Annotated in this window: 13 protein-coding genes; 10 read left to right on the forward strand and 3 right to left on the reverse strand. The window is 68.0% G+C overall.

Annotated elements, in window-relative coordinates; genetic code table 11:
- The first annotated feature begins 55 nt into the window (after window positions 1-55).
- The 6 genes from BS329_RS06015 (at window position 56) to BS329_RS06040 (ending at window position 6,888) form a co-directional block, all read left to right on the forward strand.
- Window positions 56-694 (forward strand): HNH endonuclease family protein, encoded by a 639-nt coding sequence (locus BS329_RS06015; RefSeq protein ID WP_076156290.1) that lies wholly within the window; start codon window positions 56-58, stop codon window positions 692-694.
- A 220-nt stretch (window positions 695-914) separates the two neighbouring features.
- On the forward strand, window positions 915-2,522 hold the full coding sequence (locus BS329_RS06020; protein WP_076156291.1) for an ABC transporter substrate-binding protein: 1,608 nt from the start codon (window positions 915-917) through the stop codon (window positions 2,520-2,522).
- The gene (locus BS329_RS06025) at window positions 2,519-3,469 is read left to right on the forward strand and encodes an ABC transporter permease (protein ID WP_076156292.1); all 951 of its coding nucleotides are present in this window, start codon (window positions 2,519-2,521) and stop codon (window positions 3,467-3,469) included. Before BS329_RS06020 ends, BS329_RS06025 begins: the two co-directional genes overlap by 4 nt.
- Window positions 3,462-4,277: an ABC transporter permease gene (locus BS329_RS06030; RefSeq protein ID WP_076156293.1), complete on the forward strand. Its 816-nt coding sequence runs from the start codon at window positions 3,462-3,464 to the stop codon at window positions 4,275-4,277. Before BS329_RS06025 ends, BS329_RS06030 begins: the two co-directional genes overlap by 8 nt.
- The gene (locus BS329_RS06035) at window positions 4,274-5,851 is read left to right on the forward strand and encodes a dipeptide ABC transporter ATP-binding protein (RefSeq protein WP_076156295.1); all 1,578 of its coding nucleotides are present in this window, start codon (window positions 4,274-4,276) and stop codon (window positions 5,849-5,851) included. Before BS329_RS06030 ends, BS329_RS06035 begins: the two co-directional genes overlap by 4 nt.
- Window positions 5,848-6,888, forward strand: coding sequence for an LLM class flavin-dependent oxidoreductase (locus BS329_RS06040; protein WP_076156297.1), 1,041 nt, complete (start codon window positions 5,848-5,850; stop codon window positions 6,886-6,888). Before BS329_RS06035 ends, BS329_RS06040 begins: the two co-directional genes overlap by 4 nt.
- Window positions 6,889-6,975: 87 nt before the next feature.
- On the opposite strand, the gene BS329_RS06045 is transcribed toward BS329_RS06040, so the two are convergent.
- The gene (locus tag BS329_RS06045; RefSeq protein ID WP_076156298.1) at window positions 6,976-8,868 is read right to left on the reverse strand and encodes an FAD/NAD(P)-binding protein; all 1,893 of its coding nucleotides are present in this window, start codon (window positions 8,866-8,868) and stop codon (window positions 6,976-6,978) included.
- A gap of 122 nt (window positions 8,869-8,990) precedes the next feature.
- Here BS329_RS06045 and BS329_RS06050 point away from each other — a divergent pair, with 122 nt between their 5' ends.
- The 3 genes from BS329_RS06050 to BS329_RS06060 all read left to right on the forward strand — a co-directional run bounded on the left by BS329_RS06050 (window position 8,991) and on the right by BS329_RS06060 (window position 13,303).
- Window positions 8,991-10,121, forward strand: a complete 1,131-nt coding sequence (locus BS329_RS06050; protein WP_076156300.1) for an LLM class flavin-dependent oxidoreductase — start codon at window positions 8,991-8,993, stop codon at window positions 10,119-10,121.
- 409 nt (window positions 10,122-10,530) lie between these two features.
- Window positions 10,531-11,784, forward strand: a complete 1,254-nt coding sequence (locus tag BS329_RS06055; protein WP_076156301.1) for an MFS transporter — start codon at window positions 10,531-10,533, stop codon at window positions 11,782-11,784.
- Between the two features lie 199 nt (window positions 11,785-11,983).
- Complete coding sequence (locus BS329_RS06060) at window positions 11,984-13,303, forward strand: GGDEF domain-containing protein (protein WP_084749402.1); 1,320 nt, start codon at window positions 11,984-11,986, stop codon at window positions 13,301-13,303.
- Here BS329_RS06060 and BS329_RS06065 read toward each other — a convergent pair.
- Complete coding sequence (locus BS329_RS06065; RefSeq protein ID WP_084749405.1) at window positions 13,300-13,881, reverse strand: TetR/AcrR family transcriptional regulator; 582 nt, start codon at window positions 13,879-13,881, stop codon at window positions 13,300-13,302. The genes BS329_RS06060 and BS329_RS06065 overlap by 4 nt on opposite strands.
- Window positions 13,882-14,014: 133 nt before the next feature.
- Here BS329_RS06065 and BS329_RS06070 point away from each other — a divergent pair, with 133 nt between their 5' ends.
- The gene (locus BS329_RS06070) at window positions 14,015-15,241 is read left to right on the forward strand and encodes a lipase family protein (protein WP_076156304.1); all 1,227 of its coding nucleotides are present in this window, start codon (window positions 14,015-14,017) and stop codon (window positions 15,239-15,241) included.
- 69 nt (window positions 15,242-15,310) lie between these two features.
- Here the strand turns inward: BS329_RS06070 and BS329_RS06075 are convergent, their stop codons facing one another.
- Window positions 15,311-15,718, reverse strand: a complete 408-nt coding sequence (locus BS329_RS06075) for a DUF3151 domain-containing protein (RefSeq protein ID WP_076156306.1) — start codon at window positions 15,716-15,718, stop codon at window positions 15,311-15,313.
- Window positions 15,719-15,866: the final 148 nt, after the last annotated feature.

Here is a 15,866-nt window from a genome sequence, read left to right on the forward strand (position 1 = left end):
TCATATCCGTGTCGCAAGGTGACTTGGTCCCCACACCTGACACGGAGGCAGCAATATGCCAACTGCGCTTGCCGTTCGTCGCTCATTCACTGTTCTCGCCGTCTCGGCGATCGTCTCGGCGGGCGTCGTCGGCGTCGCCGAAGCGACACCCCCGGGCATTCCGTCGACCGCGACCGCCAAGTCGCAGCTCGCCTCGCTGACCGTCCAGCCGGACGGTTCGTCGACCGGGTACAGCCGCGACAAGTTCCCGCACTGGTCCGACCAGGGCAACAGCTGCAACACACGCGAGGTCGTGCTGAAGCGGGACGGCACGAACGTGCGGCAGGACAGCAGTTGCGCCGCCGTCTCCGGCAGCTGGTTCAGCCCGTACGACGGCGCCACCTGGACCGCGGCGTCCGATGTGGACATCGACCACGTCGTCCCGCTGGCCGCCGCGTGGCGCACCGGGGCGTCTTCGTGGACCACCTCGCAGCGGCAGGCTTTCGCGAACGACCTCAGCGTGCCGCAGCTGATCGCCGTCACCGACAACGTCAACCAGGAGAAGGGTGACAAGTCGCCGGACGCCTGGAAGCCGCCGACCGTCGGCTACTGGTGCACCTACGCGAAGATGTGGACCACGGTGAAGGCCAAGTACAAGCTCACCGTCAAGTCGGCCGAGAAGACCGCGCTGTCGGACATGCTCAACCGCTGCTGACCTGATCCCGCGTGAAGGCCCCCTTCCCTCGGCCATGGTTTTGAGTGACCAGCCGAGGGAAGGGGGCCTTCACGCGCATCCAGGGCTGTCAAGCGGAATCGTGCGGGGTTTCGTTGGGTGGGAGCCGGGCTCAGTATGTGGGCGGGCCTCAAGGTCGTGATTAGCGTGAATCGGGTCAGCGTAAGCAAAAGCGCGTCCGTTCCCCGCTGGAGGCCACCCGGTGCCCCGTACCGCCGCCACATCCCTTCTGGCCTTGTCCGTCCTCGTGCTCACCGCCTGTTCCTCCGCGGGCGGCACGACGGACGCCGACGCCGGACCGCCCAAACCCGGGGGCACCCTGCGCCTCGGGATCTCGTCGGGCCCCGACTGCGTCGACCCGCAACAGGTCGGCACCAACGCCTCGCTCAACGTCGGCCGTCAACTGGTCGACTCGCTGACCGATCAGGACCCGTTCACCGGTGAGATCAAGCCGTGGCTGGCCGAGAAATGGGAGAGCAACGCGGATTCGACCGCGTTCACCTTTCACTTGCGCGGCGGCGCGACCTTCTCCGACGGCAGCCCCGTCGACGCCGCCGCGGTCAAGACGAGCTTCGACGGGATCAAGGCGCTCGGCGCGAAAGCCCAGCTCGGTTCCGGCTATCTGGCCGTCTACAAAGCGACGACGGTCATCGATCCGAAGACGGTGAAGGTCGAGTTCTCCGTTCCCAGCGCCCAGTTCCTGCAAGCCAGCTCGACGATGTCGCTCGGTGTCCTCGCGCCTGCCGCGTACCGGAAGACGGCGGACCAGCGGTGCCAGGGTGACGGCCTGATCGGTTCGGGCCCGTTCGTCTTCGAAAGCCTGAAGCAGAACCAGGAAATCGTCCTCGCCAAGCGCAAGGGCTACAATTGGGGCTCGTCGCTGTTCAAGCACCAGGGCGAGGCGTACCTCGACAAGATCGCGTACAAGATCGTGCCGGAGCCCGGCGTCCGCACCGGCAGTCTCGCTTCCGGGCAGCTCGACGCCATCACCGATGTCCAGCCCGTCGACGAGCCGCAGTTCACCGGCAACGGTTTCACCGAACCCGTCCGCCCGAACCCCGGCATCGTGTTCAACCTGCACGCCAACGTCACCAAGGGCGTGCTCACCGACGAGAAGGTCCGCCAGGCGGTGGTCAAAGGCATCGACCGGCCCGAGGTCACGAACACCGTGCTGACCCCGAACTACAAGCCCGCCACCAGCGTCCTCGGCTCGGCGACGCCGTTCTACACCGACCTTTCCCCGCTCCTCGCCTACGATCCGGCCGGGGCGACGGCGCTGCTGCAAAGCGCGGGCTGGACGCCCGGTCCCGATGGGATCCGCGTCAAGAACGGCCAGCGACTGACCGCGAAGGTCGTCTTCTCCCTGGTGTTCAACCAGAACAAGAGCGTCCTCGAACTCGTACAGCAGCAGCTGCGCAAGATCGGTTTCGATCTCCGGATCGAGCAGCGCACCATCGCCGACACCGTGCAGGTCACCCAGAGCGGCGACTACGAGTACCTCTGGTACAACACCACGCGCGCGGATCCCGACATCCTGCGGAACCTGTTCTCCACCAAGGCGAACAACCGCAGCAAGCTCTCCGCCGTAAACCCGGTGGACGGACCGCTGGACGCGCAGTCGTCCACTGTGGACCCGGCGAAGCGGAGGCCCGCGGCCGAGCAGGCACAGCGCGCGATCATCGAAAACGGGTACTCGGCACCGGTGTTCGAGCTGACCCAGGTGCTGGCGCACGGGCCGAACGCGCACGGCGTCGGCTTCGAGGCGTCGTCCCGGTTGCAGCTGTTCGACGCCTGGGTCTCCGGCTCGTGACGCGGTATCTGCTCCGGCGGGTCCTCCAGGCCGTCTTCGTCCTGTGGGCCGCGTTCACCCTGTCCTTCGTGATCCTCTACCTCCTGCCGGGTGACGCGGTCAGCGCGAAGCTCGGCGGGGGTGAGGCCGGGATTTCGTTGACGCCGGAGCAGCTGGCCGCGGCGAAGGCGGAGTACGGCCTCGACGATTCGTTGCCGGTGCAGTACGGGAAACGGCTGGTCGCCGCGCTTCAAGGCGACTTCGGCCGCTCGGTCGCCACCGGGGACGACGCGACGAACATGGTGGTCTCGGCGCTGCCACCGACGCTCGCGGTCACCGGATTCGCGCTGGTGCTCGCGATCCTGTTCGGCGGCGGCGTCGCGATCGCCGGGACCTGCACCCGGCATCGCTGGCTGGGCAACGCCTTGCTCGCGCTGCCGCCGCTGGGGATCTCACTGCCGCCGTTCTGGGTTGGGCTGCTGCTCATCCAATTCTTCTCGTTCCAGTTCAGGTTGCTGCCCGCGCTGGGGTCGAACGGCTTCGAGTCGCTGATCCTGCCCGCGATCACCCTCGCCATCCCGACCGGCGCGATCATCGGGCAGGTGCTGGCGAAGAGCCTCCGCACCCAACTGGCCGAGCCGTACGCCGAGATCGCGTTGGCGAAGGGAGCGAGCCGGTCGAGAGTCCACTTCGGACATCTCCTGCGCAACGCGGCGGTCCCCACGCTGACCATCGCCGGGGTGGTCGCGGGAAACCTGATCGCGGGTTCGGTGATCACCGAGACGGTGTTCTCCCGCGACGGCCTCGGGCGCGTGACGTCTTCGGCGGTCACCGCGCAGGACATCCCGGTGGTACAGGCGGTGATCGTGCTGGCGGCGCTGGTGTTCGTCGTCATCAACCTCGCCGTCGACCTCGTCTATCCGCTGCTGGACCCGCGGATCCGACACCGGGAGACGGCCGATGCCTGACGTTCTCACCCGCACCCGGCGGCGGCCAGGGCTGGTGGTCGCGGTCGCGATCCTCGCCTTCGCCCTGCTCGCCGCGCTCGTCCCGGACCTGTTCACCGGACAGGACCCGCTCGCCGGCGTCCCCGCCGAGAAGATGCGGGGCCCGTCGCTCGCGCACCTCTTCGGCACCGACGAGACCGGACGCGACATCTTCGCGCGGGTGGTGCACGGCGCCGCGCTTTCGTTGCAGGCGACCGTGCTCGCCGTCCTCGTCGCGCTCGTGACCGGTTCCGCGCTCGGCCTGCTCGCCGGCTTCCGGGGCGGTGCCCTCGATTCGGCGATCATGCGCTGCGTCGACGTCCTGCTGGCCATCCCGTCCATCCTGCTTTCCCTCGCGCTGGTCACCGCGCTCGGCTTCGGCACGACCAACATCGCGATCGCGGTCGGCGTCGCGAATCTCGCGCAGTTCGCCAGGCTGATGCGCGCCGAAGTGCTGCGTGTCCGCAGCGGCGTGTTCGTCGAGGCGGCCCGCGCGGGCGGTGTGCGGTGGACCGGGGTGCTCGGACGGCACGTGCTGCCCAACGCGCTGGGGCCGGTCCTCGCGCTGGCGACGCTCACTCTCGGCACGGCGGTGCTGGAGGTGTCCGCGCTGAGCTTCCTCGGCTACGGCGCCACTCCGCCGACACCGGAGTGGGGCTCGCTCGTGGCGGGCGGGCGCGGCTTCCTGGCCACCGCGTGGTGGATGACGACCTTCCCCGGGCTGACCGTGGCGGCCGTGGTGCTGTCCGCGAACCGGCTGTCCAGAGCGATCGAAGGAGACGTGCGGTGAGCGAACTGCTGACCATCCGTGATCTCGCGGTTTCCTATCGGGACATACCCGCTGTCGACGGCGTGCACCTGAAAGTCCACAAAGGACAGATTGTCGCGGTGGTCGGCGAGTCCGGTTCCGGCAAGAGCACGACGGCGCACGCGGCGATCGGCCTGCTGCCGCGGGGCGGCCGGATCGAACGCGGCGAGATCACCTTCGACGGCCGGGACCTCACGAAGCTCTCCGACCGCGCTTGGCGATCCGTGCGCGGCCGCGAGATCGCCCTGGTCCCCCAGGATCCGACGGTCTCGCTCAACCCGGTGCACCGGATCGGTGATCAGGTCGCCGAAGTCCTGCTCATCCACGGTCTGGCGGACAGGCGCGGCGCGGGCGCCGAGGCGGTGAAACTGTTGCGCAAGGCCGGGATCAGCGATCCGGAGGCACGTGCGCGGCAGTATCCGCACGAGCTTTCCGGTGGACTCCGCCAGCGAGCGCTGATCGCCGCCGCGCTGGCCGGACGGCCGAAACTCATCATCGCCGACGAGCCGACCAGCGCGCTCGACGTCACCGTGCAGCGGCAGATCCTCGACCACCTCGAAGAACTCGCCGCGGAAGCGGGCACCGCCATCCTGCTGATCACCCACGATCTCGGGGTCGCCTCCGATCGGGCGTCAAGGATCATCGTGCTGTCGCGGGGAAAGGTGGTCGAGGAAGGCACGACCGGGGAGATCCTTTCGGCCCCGGCGCAGAAGTACACCCGTGACCTGCTCGCCGCCGCGCCCAGCCTGTCCGGCGCTCCCTCGCGGGAGCCGAAGCAGCCGTCGTCCGACGTCCTGGTTTCGGTCCGCGACCTTGGCAAGACCTTCGGCGCGGTCCGGGCCGTCGACGGTGTTTCGTTCGACATCGCCCGCGGGCGGACGCTCGCGCTGGTCGGCGAATCCGGCTCGGGCAAATCGACGACGGCACGGATGATCCTGCGCCTGGAAACCCCGACCGACGGTGCCGTCGAGTTCGACGGGCAGGACATAACATCCCTACGCGGTGAGGAACTGCGTCTGCTGCGGCGCCGGTTCCAGCTGGTGTACCAGAACCCGTACGCGTCGCTGAACCCGAAGTTCAGCATCGAGGACGTCATCTCCGAGCCACTGCGGGCTTTCGGTGTCGGCACCAAGGCGGAACGTCGGGCGCGGGCGGCGGAACTGGTCGATCAGGTCGCGCTGCCGTCCTCGGTGCTGAAACGCAAACCCGCCGAACTGTCGGGCGGGCAGCGGCAACGGGCGGCCATCGCGCGGGCGTTGGCCCTGCGCCCGGAGCTGATCGTCGCCGACGAACCCGTGTCCGCGCTGGACGTTTCGGTGCAGGCGCAGATCCTGCGGCTGCTCGCCGACCTCCAGGACGAACTCGGGCTGACCTACCTGTTCATCTCGCACGACCTCGCCGTGGTCCGCCAGATCGCGGACAACGTCGGCGTGCTGCGGGGCGGCGAACTGGTCGAACTCGGCCCCGCCCAAGACGTCCTGGAACGGCCGAGCGCGGAATACACCAGGGAACTGCTCGCCGCCATCCCCGGCCGGAAACCCTTGGAGACACGGTGAAATTCGGACTCTTCTCACTCATCGCGAACCATCCCGACCCGGTGACCGGGGTGTCGCCGAGCCAGTACGAACGTCTCCGCCGAGTGGTCGACGAGGCGATTTTCGCCGAAGAACTCGGATTCGACGCGTACGGTGTCGGCGAACGGCACGGCGAGCCGTTTCTCTCTTCGGCGCCGCCGGTGATCCTGGCCGCGATCGCCGAACGCACCGAACGCGTCCGGCTGCTGACCACGCTGACCGTGATCAGCGTGCTGGACCCGGTCCGGGTCGCCGAGGACTACGCGACGCTGGACCAGCTTTCCGGCGGGCGGCTGGAACTCATGATCGGGAAGGGCAACGATCCCCGGCATTTCCCGCTGTTCGGGCTCGAAGAGGAACGGCAATGGGAGTACCAGGCCGAGAAGTTCGCCCTGCTGCGTCGCCTCTTCCTGGAGGAGGGCGTGACCTGGGAGGGTGAATTCCGCGCGCCGCTGACGGACGTCACGACGCAGCCTCGGCCGTTCCACCCGCGGCCGAGGATCTGGCACGGGAGCGCGTCGAGCACCGAATCGACCGAGCTGGCGGCGAAGTTCGGTGATCCGCTGTTCACCGCGAACGGCTTCCATCCCCAGCAGAAGTACGCCGACCTGATCGACCACTACCGGCGGCGATGGGTGGACCACGGCCACGACCCGGCGGACGCGCTCGTCGGCTCGGGCGCGGGCGGACTGTATGTCGCCAAGACGTCGCAGGCGGCGCTGGACGGCTACCGGCCGTACTTCGAGGCGCTGATGAAGACACCCGCGTACCAGCACAACAAGTCGGAGTTCACCACACTGGAGGACAAGGTCGCCAACGGTTCCGCGCTGGTCGGGAGCCCGGAACAGGTGATCGACAAGATCGGCGACTACCACGCGTCCTTCGGGCACGAGGTCCAGGCTGTCTCGGTCGACGGGCTGACCTCCGGGGAGGCGCGGGATGTCCTGGAACTCTTCGCCGCCGACGTCATCCCGATCGTGCGGAAAGAGCTGCCCTCCCGGGTGTGGGATTTCAGGTGACACTGGGACGGAGGTGACCGCCCCCGCCGGCTCGTGAAGCCGGGCACCGGGTGACGTGTCGAACCACCGCTCAAGAGGCTTGACCTCTCACCTCGTCAGCCTCAAGATCTCACGCGCGACGATGTCGTTCTGCCGGAAGGAAATCGCGTTGGTCCGCGGCCGGGTGAACGCTCCGGCGGATCGCGCGGAGGTGTGCGGGCCGAGCGCGAACCGGCGCGGATGCGGGCGGCCGTCGCCGTCGAGCATCCGGCCGTCGGAGACGCGGGTGTGGATACGGCCGGCGAGCAGTCTGTCACCGGTGACCGTGTCGAGTACCGCTTCCTCACCGAGCGCGCCGCTGTCGCGCAACTGTCGCAAAAGGACATCGGAAGCGCGGGCGATACTCGGCTCGGGCAACCGCGCCTCGACGAGCGTTCGCGCCTCGGTCTCACCGGGGAAGCTGGCGCCGGACGCGACGAACACCCGGCGTTCCTCGTCTGCCGAAACGCGCATTTCGGCGCCGAGGAAGGAAACGAGTCCGGCTTCCTGGAGCGCGAGGAGTTCTTCGAGCCGTCGCGGAGGCGGCCCACTGGCGAAGTACGAGAAGAAGCCGAGGAACCATCCGTCCAAATCAGACAGTTGAGACGCCGCGTCGAGCCGCCCCGTCTGCACCAGCGCGGGAAGCTGGCCCATCACGGACAGCAGCGCCATGAACGCGCCCAGATCCGCGCTGTACTCGGCGTCCGCACGGCGGCCCAAGTCCGCTTCGACGTACTCGCGCAGTTCCTTGCCGTACTCCTCGGCGGTGCCGAACACCGCGCCCGCCATCGGCCGGTCGAGCCGGTCCAGGTCGAGCCGATCGTCCGGGGCCGGTACCGCCCGCGCCACCAGTGCGCCGAGTTCACCGGGCGCGGCGTCCGCGAAGGCATCGGCGAAGACGGCGAAGTCCATGCGCACGCGTTCGGGATGGGCGGTGAACAGTTCGCTGTAGTAGGCCCAGGCGAGTTCCTTCGAGATCAGCGGCCAGACGTCGCGACGGAAGTCGATCCGGCCCGGCACGGCACAGAGCTTTTCGATGGCGTACGCGTCGAAGAACCTGGGCAGTCGCAATGGCTTCCCGCGCAACCGGTAGCCGATCTTCGCGTGATACGGCACTCCGCGACGCGAACCGATGTGCAACACGGGCTCGGCGCCGCTGGGGTGGTATTTCAGCCCGCCGCACGCTTGTTCTTCGAAGCGGCCGCCGCGGCCTTCGGTCAGCAGCAGCATCAGATCGACGAACGCGAGGCCGAATCCCCGCACCAGCACGGTTTCCCCGGGCTCGATCGCCGAATAGTCGACGTCGGCGGTGTACCCGGCCGGGTAGTAGGCGAGGTCGTGGCGGGCGGCGAAGTCCGCGAGGCTAGCTTCCCGCTCGTCCGGTTCCGCGTCGAGATGGCCGACGGTGAACAGGACCGCGTCCACTTTCAGCGGTTCCGCGCGGTCCTCCAGCCAGAGTGACTGCGGCTCGCCGTCTTCGAGCCGGACCGCGCGGGTCCGGTGTTCGACGACCTCGATCCCGGCCGGGAGCCCGGCCAGCACTTCGCGGTGGAACCACGCGAGGTACGCGCTCTGCAACCGTCGCGTGGGGAAGTGATCGCTTTGCAGTGCCTCGAGTTCGGCACGCAGACTGTCATCGATCTCGGCGTCGAGCGTGCCCGCGCGGACCTGCCGCGCCCACTCGATCAGCGAAGGCCCTTGGCGGATCGGACCGTCGATCTTCACCGTGTCGTCGGTGAAAACCGTGACGTCCTCCGGCATGGAATTCATCCGCAGAAGCGGTGATTGCCCGTATCGCCAGACGCGTCCCGCCCCGGCGGGAAAGGGATCGACGAGGTGCACGACGAGCCGCCGCTCGCCGAGCAGTTCGGCGGCGTTCGCACCGAGTCGTTCGAGCACGCCCACCCCACGCGGGCCGGCGCCCACCACCGCCAGCACGTAGGGAAGGTCCGCGGTACTCACGAAACCGAAGCTACGCCGCGATTCCGGGCCGCGTGCGGGTTCTCACGGAGCGGAACTCGTTGCCACGCCGGGGAACCGCGCGTAGTCGTCGGGTGGGGGAACACGGACGAGAGGGACGGACGATGCCGGTCGAATTCCTGGGTATCGGAGGCACCAACGACGGCTCGGAGACGCGAACGAGGTCCAGCGGCGTCTTCGACAAGGACTACACGCTGCGTCTCGCGCGGGCACACGAGGAGTTCGGCTGGGATCGGGTGCTGTTCGCGTACGGTTCCAGCGGGCCGGACCCGGCGCAAGCGGCGGCCTACGTCGCGGCGAAGCTCGACAGGCTCCAAATCCTGCTGGCGCACCGGCCGAACGTTTCGTATCCGACCTTCGCGGCGAAGACGTTCGCCACACTGGACCAGCTTTCGGACGGGAAGCTCACCGTTCACTTCATCACCGGCGGCAGCGACCACGAGCAACAGCGCGAAGGCGACTATCTCACCAAGGACGAGCGCTACTCACGCACCCGCGAGTACATCCAGATCGTGAAGCAGGCATGGACGTCCGAGGAGCCCTTCGACCACGAAGGCGAGCACTACCGCTTCGCTGACTTCGTCCTCGACGTCCGTCCTGTGCAGCAGCCACGTCCTGGCGTCTCCTTCGGTGGCTCGTCTCCGGCGGCATACGCGGCGGGTGGGGCCGAAGCGGACATCTTCTGCCTGTGGGGTGAGCCTCTCGCGCAGACCGCCGAGCAGATCGAGTCCGTCAAGGCCGCGGCGAAGGCCGCCGGGCGGACCGACGTCCCGAGGATCCAGGTCGCGTTCCGCCCGATCATCGCGCCGACCGAGGAACTCGCCTGGGAGAAGGCGTATCGCACGGTCGACGCGATCAAGACGCGCACCACCGGAGGCCGGCGGCTGACCCGGCGGCATTCGCTCACGAACCCGGAGAACACCGGCTCGCAGCGGCTCCTCGCGGTCGCCGCCGAGGGCGAGCGGTTCGACCGGGCACTGTGGACGCCCACCGCGACCGCGACCGGCGGCGCCGGGAACTCCACCGCGCTGGTCGGCACGCCCGAAACCGTCGCGCAGGCTCTCCTCGACTACTACGACCTCGGCGTGGACATCCTCTCGGCGCGCGGGTACGACATGCTCGGCGACACGATCGACTTCGGCCGTCACGTCATCCCGATCGTGCGCGAAGAGGTCGCCAAGCGCGACGCGGCGAAGGCGACTTCGGCCCGGGAGGTACTCGCGGTCGACGGCTGATCATCCATTCGGCCTAGGGCGTCAGCGCGCTACGGCGGTCGCTCAGCGGAGTCGAAACGCGTTCGGCCACGCCTCCGCACACCGGCAGCGCGGGGCCCTCGCGGCTCGTCGTCGCGCGGCCGGAATCCGAAGCCGAGCACGGCGGCCACAGTGAATTCTCCCGGGAACGAGGCCGAGAAAGCCTGTAATCGCTGGTCTGGACCTTGATACCGGTCACTGGGATATCGACGGCTTCCGGCTGCTCTTCCGGGAAAAAGATCTCTGCCCCAGAAACCCGGCGAAAGAACCTAGCCAATCACCAACAGTCAGGAGACACTTACGTGAACGAATGACGCTTCGTGACGAGCTCGTGACCGCGTTACTCTCGGTCACGAGTTTGTCGCGTAATAAGGACCCTATTGGGGGCAACATGGCTTCGGCCGGACGGGTCACCTACCGCGAGGTGTTCGGCGTAGCCGAGTTCCGTTCTCTCTGGTTCGCCGAGCTGTTCTCGATCTTCGGTGACCAGCTCGCCAGAGTCGCTCTCTCGGTCCTCGTCTTCTCCGAAACCCGCTCCGCGACCCTGACCGGTCTCACGTACGCGCTGACCTTCGCTCCTTCGCTGCTCGGCGGCATCTTCCTCACCGGCTTCGCGGATCGCTTCCCCCGCCGGGCCGTGATGGTGACCGTGGACCTGCTGCGGGCCGCGCTGATCGCGCTGGTCGCCGTCCCGGTACTGCCGTTTTGGGTCCTGTGTGTCCTCGTCGGCGCCGTCTCGCTGCTGAACCCGCCGTTCAAGGCCGCCCAGCTGGCCCTGCTGCCGCAGATCCTCGAAGGCGACCGGTTCGTCGTCGGCATGGCGATCCGCAGCATGACCGTCCAATCGGCGCAGCTGGCCGGATTCGCCGGTGGCGGGCTCCTGCTGACCGCGCTCGAACCCCATATCGCCCTCGCGCTGGACGCGGTCACCTTCCTGATCTCGGCGCTGTTCGTCCGCTTGGGACTGGCCGCCCGCCCGGCCGCGGCGACGGGCGAGAAGCGCAAATCGTTCTTCGAGTCGATCGGCTCGGGCGGGAAGATCGTCTTCGCCAGCTCGGGGCTGCGCGCGTTGCTGCTGTTCACCTGGCTGATGGGCCTGCTGCCGGTGTACGAGGGCATCGCGGCGCCCTACGTCGCCTCGTCGGGCGGCGGCCCCGAAGTCATCGGCCTGTTGCTGGCCGCCGACCCGATCGGCAGTGTGATCGGCGCGTTCATCTACTCGCGCTGGGTGCCTGCGCACGCCAGACCGAAACTGATCGGACCGCTTTCGGCCCTGACGGCGGTTCCGCTGCTGTTCTGCTTCCTGCAACCCGGTCCGCTGTCGTCGATCGTGTTGTTCGTCTTCTGCGGCGCCTTCGGCACGGCGGCGCTCATGCAGGCGACGGCGTCACTGACGCTGGCCGTGCCGGACGAGAGCCGGGCGCAGGTGATGGGACTGTCGAACACCGGCCTGACCACGACGATGGGCGTGAGCCCGCTGATCGGCGGCATCCTGGCGGATCAGGTGGGTCCTCAGTCGACGGTCGGCATCTTCGGGCTCGCGGGCTTGGTGCTGACGATCCCGCTCGCGCTGAGCTGGTGGCGGAACCTCAACGATGATCCGGAACGGTGGCAGGAAAAAGATGCCGCACGCGTAGAACATTGAGGTGTTCCACGCGTCGGCCCGATCGCGCTGTATGGCACGCGCCCCAGTTCACTGATCCCTACTGGCCATCGCCGGCACCTTTCCCTCGACCTCTCAGAGAAAAATACACACCTAGGGAGCTTGTCGACAGCCCGCAACTCGGTGGAAGCTGTCGGTAAGTAGGGGGTTTCGGAGAATCACGCAATAGTCAGGGGGAAAGATGATCACATCGGAGGAACGCGCTGGACATCGTTCGGCTCTCACGGTAAAGACATGGGAGCTGTGGAAGAGGCCGAAACACTGGATCGTTTACACCGGACTGTCCGTGGTGACGATGCTGGCACTGACGGGGGTCTTCGCCGCATCCATCGCCATCACGTCTTCGCAGGTCCTGCTCTGTTCTCTGCTCGCCGGACTCGCCATCACGCACTCCGAGGCGACCCGCCGGATCGAGCGGCAGCGGCGCAGTATGAGCGTCACCCCGCACATCAACATGACTTCCGTCTGGGTCCTCCCAGGAGCGATCCTCCTGCCGCCACAACTGACCACGCTTCTCGTTGTCGTGATCTATTTCCACCTTGGATACCGCAGTTGGGCAGGCCTTCGCATGGTCAACCCTCACCGGACTGTGGCGAACGCCACATCGTTGGTGTTGACCGCGTTCGCCGCCTGGGGCGCCGTCCAGCTGGTCGGGGCCGACCCGCTGTCGGTGACTTCCCTCTGCGTGGCGAGCGTGGTCCTTTTCCTGATGGACGCCGTATTCACCGGGACCGGCCTCTATTTCGCGGCCCCGAAGAAGGCCTCGATCCGGACGCTGCTCGGCTCGTGGGACGACAACATCCTCGAAGCGTCGACGGTCTGCATCGGCGCGCTGGTGCTCGCCGTGCTGCCCCACCAGCCGGTGCTCGTGCTGCTCGTCTTCCTGCCGCTGTACCTGTTGCAGCGTTCGGTGCTGATCAAGCAGCTCGAAGAACTCGCCACCACCGACCAGAAGACCCAGTTGCTCAACGCCACCACCTGGCAGCTGGGCGCCGTCCGTGAGGTCGCCCGCGCCGAACGCGACAACGGCCAGTTCGGCGCGCTGATGATCGACCTCGACCACTTCAAGACCATCAACGACACCTACGGCCACCTGGCGGGCGACGACGTGCTCAAGGGTGTCGCGGCGCTGGTCAAGGCCGAAACCCGGGCGCAGGACCTCGCGGGCCGCTTCGGCGGTGAGGAGTTCGTCGTACTCCTGACCTCGTCTTCGAAGCAGGAATCCGTCGCGGTCGCCGAGCGCATCCGGCAGCGGATCAGCGAGATGGTCATCAAGACCCAGGACAACGCGGGCAACCACGTCGTCATCGAGCAGCGGACGGCGTCGGTCGGCGTCGCGACGTTCCCGCTCGACGGCCGGACGATCGACGAGGTCATGGCCTCGGCCGACGCGTCCGTCTACGCGGCGAAACGCAACGGGCGCAACCGCGTCGTGTCCTCACCGGACCTGGCGGCGGTCGCCGAAGAGGCCGGAAAGTCGCTGGAGGCCGTCGCGGCTTAACGCAACCGTTCCATCACGTCGGCGGCCACGGTCCGAAGCCGGACCACGCCGCCGACGGTGAATTCGGTGAGCAGGTCGATGAGCGCGTCCGCGTCGGGCGGCTCGCCGTCCCAGCTCGCCTGGACGAGTGCTTCGGTCATCGCGAAGAACAACGTGACCAGCGCCTTGTCCGCCCGACCCGAGTCGACACCGTGGCGTGCCCAGCGCTGACGGCTCGCCTCGGTGTAGACCTCCGCGAGCCGCTCCCGCAGCCGCGTGAGGGCCGGATCTCCCCTGCGCTCCGCCTCCCGCAGCACCGGGAACGCGTCCGGGTTCGCCGCGACAAAGGCGAACATGTTGGCGTAGTTGCCGCGGGCCCAAGACCGGAGTTCGGGCTGCGAAAGGTCCAGGGCGGGCGCGCCGATCGCCTCGAAGGCCCGTTCCTCGATATCCGCCACGACCTGCGCGAACAGTATCGTGCGGTCGCCGAATTGTTCATAGACGGCTTGGCGGGACACCCCCGCGCGCCGGGCGATCTGCTCGATCGTCGCGGCCTGCGCGCCATGCGCGGCGAAGACACCGGCCGCCGAAGCCAGCACCCGGGCGCGTTGCTCATCGAGCGGGAGCTTGCGCGGTCTCCCTCTCGGCGCCGGACTTGACATTGTGCGCCACCTCACCGACTCTTTTCCGACATCCCTGTCGGAAAATGTTTGTGCTCAACGAGGAGCAAGCATGCGTCCAGGATCCCGGCGCGGTGTGTCCGCTGCCGTCTCAGCGGCCATCATCGCGGCCCTGCTGACCTTCGGGGCACAGCAGGCCATCGCCGCCCCGTCCTTCTACGACCCACCGTCGCCACTGCCCGCGGGTGCTCCCGGCGACATCATCCGGCACGAACCGTCCACGTTCTACGTCGATCCCGTGAAACTCATCAAGGCCGACGCGGACGTCCAGCGGATCATGTACCGCAGCACCGACACCCACGGCAGGCCCAACGCCGTGACCGGCACCGTCCTCACGCCGAAGAAGGCGTGGAACGGGCCCGGCGAGCGGCCGGTCATCGGCTACGCGGCCGGGACGCAGGGCGTCGGCGACCAGTGCGCGCCGTCGAAGGCGCTCTCCGCGGGCATGGAGTACGAAGGGCCCTTCATCGCCGGGTTACTGCTTCGCGGCTACGGCATCGTCGTCACCGACTACGAAGGCCTCGGCACTCCCGGCGTCCACACGTACGTCAACCGCGTCGCCGAGGGCAACGCCGTCCTCGACTCGATCCGCGCGGCGCAGCGCCTGCCCGAAGCGAACCTGCCGGACAGCGGCCCGGTCGCGACCGCGGGCTACTCGCAGGGCGGTGGGGCGTCGGCGTCGGCCGCCGAACTCCAGCCGTCGTACGCGCCCGAACTCGAACTGAAGGGCTCGTACGCGGGCGCGGTCCCGGCGAACCTGGCCGAGGTCGGCAAGAACATCGACGGGCACTACGCCTTCGGTTTCCTCGGCTTCACGCTGGTCAGCATGGACGCGGCGTATCCGGAACTGAAGATCCCGGCCCTGCTCAACGCGAAGGGCGTCGAGGCGTTCGAGAAGGTCAAGCAGGAGTGCACAGTGGACGCGATCTTCGCGCACGCGTTCACCCAGTCGAAGAACCTGACCAAGGACGGCAGGCCACTGACCGCGTACCTCGGCGAGGAGCCGTTCAAGACGCGGGTCGACCAACAGCTCATCGGGGCGCGGAAACCGGGCGCGCCGACGCTGGTCGTCCACAGTGCACTCGACGACATCGTGCCCTACGCGCAAGGCCGGACCATGGCGCGCTCGTGGTGCGCGAAGGGCGCGAAGGTGCAGTTCTCGACTTCGGTGGTCCCGACGCACGTCGGCGGGGCGATCCGGGCTTTCCCGGAGGCTTTCGCGTGGCTTGAAGGTCGCTTCGCGGGGCTGCCCGCCTTCGGCAACTGCGGCCTGTTCTAGGGCGCAGTTGTTATAAACGGTCCGTTCATAACAGATCTTGTTATGAACGGACCGTTCATAACACCTGGCTCACTTGAGACCGGTCGCCTCCGCGGCGGCGGGGTCCGAGTCGCTGAGGAAGGTCCGGCAGCGGTCGTACTCCTCGGTCTCGCCGATCTTGCCGGCGGCCTTGCCGAGGACGGCGAGGGAACGCAGGAAGCCCTGGTTGGGACGGTGTGCCCACGGCACCGGCCCGTGTCCCTTCCAGCCCGCGCGGCGGAGCTGGTCGAGGCCGCGGTGGTAACCGGTGCGGGCGTACGCGTAGGCGGCGACGGTCTCGCCCGCGTCGAACGCCTTCTCGGCGAGCGAAGCCCAGGCCTCGCTGTAGTCGGGGTGCTCGGCGGCGACGGCGGCCGGGTCGCTCCCGGCGTCCAGCGCCGCCTGCGCGGCGGTGTGCTCGGGAAGGTGCGTCGGCTGGGGGCCGAGGAGGTTCGTCATGCGCCCATTGTGCCGACACGTCTCCCCAAGGGCGCTCTGCGCCCGACTTCACATCACACGACCAGCGACACTGTGACTAGAAGAACAGGCTCCCGAGAACGCCCGCCCCGGCCAGCACCAGAGCGGTGACGAGGATCGCCGCGACAAG

This window comes from Amycolatopsis coloradensis (genome assembly GCF_001953865.1).
Classification (GTDB): domain Bacteria; phylum Actinomycetota; class Actinomycetes; order Mycobacteriales; family Pseudonocardiaceae; genus Amycolatopsis; species Amycolatopsis coloradensis.

What these genes read in the sequence shown, in the direction of transcription:
- BS329_RS06050 (WP_076156300.1), top strand. Translation starts at nt 8,991, where the DNA reads ATGCCGGTCGAATTCCTGGGTATCGGAGGCACCAACGACGGCTCGGAG.
- BS329_RS06055 (WP_076156301.1), top strand. Translation starts at nt 10,531, where the DNA reads ATGGCTTCGGCCGGACGGGTCACCTACCGCGAGGTGTTCGGCGTAGCC.
- BS329_RS06075 (WP_076156306.1), bottom strand. Translation starts at nt 15,718, where the DNA reads ATGACGAACCTCCTCGGCCCCCAGCCGACGCACCTTCCCGAGCACACC.
- BS329_RS06060 (WP_084749402.1), top strand. Translation starts at nt 11,984, where the DNA reads ATGATCACATCGGAGGAACGCGCTGGACATCGTTCGGCTCTCACGGTA.
- BS329_RS06015 (WP_076156290.1), top strand. Translation starts at nt 56, where the DNA reads ATGCCAACTGCGCTTGCCGTTCGTCGCTCATTCACTGTTCTCGCCGTC.
- BS329_RS06070 (WP_076156304.1), top strand. Translation starts at nt 14,015, where the DNA reads ATGCGTCCAGGATCCCGGCGCGGTGTGTCCGCTGCCGTCTCAGCGGCC.
- BS329_RS06030 (WP_076156293.1), top strand. Translation starts at nt 3,462, where the DNA reads ATGCCTGACGTTCTCACCCGCACCCGGCGGCGGCCAGGGCTGGTGGTC.